This window comes from Streptomyces sp. SID12501 (assembly GCF_010550245.1).
Classification (GTDB): domain Bacteria; phylum Actinomycetota; class Actinomycetes; order Streptomycetales; family Streptomycetaceae; genus Streptomyces.
In genome coordinates, this window is the sequence record NZ_JAAGLU010000832.1 from 1 (window position 1) to 415 (window position 415).

The 415-nt window shown below is 77.8% G+C and carries 1 protein-coding gene; it reads left to right on the top strand.

The genetic code is table 11. From position 1 onward, the window contains the following. On the top strand, positions 1–415 hold a 415-nt coding region (locus G3I71_RS48695; RefSeq protein WP_239149822.1), incomplete at both ends, for a MerR family DNA-binding transcriptional regulator.

Genomic DNA, 415 nt, shown 5'->3' on the forward strand with positions numbered 1-415 from the left:
CCCGCATGCGACCGGTCGACCTCGCGCGCGAGCACGGCATCTCGACCCAGGCCGTCCGCAACTACGAGCGCGACGGGTTCCTCCCGCCCGCCGCGCGCACACCCGGCGGCTACCGGATCTACACCGCGCGCCACGCGGCCGCGCTCCGCGCCTACCTCGCGCTCGTCCCCGCGTACGGACACCAGGACGCGGGCCGGATCATGAACGCGCTCCACCGCGGCGGCCCCGCCGGCCCCGACGAGGCGCTGAGCCTCATCGACCGCGGCCACGGCGGGCTGCTCCGGGACCGGGACACGCTCGACGCGGTGAAACGGGCGGTGGACCACCTGGCCGCGGACCCCGACGGCGTGCCGGGCGACCCGGCGACGGGCCCCGGCCCCCGTACCATCGGCGAACTCGCGCACCGGCTCGGCGT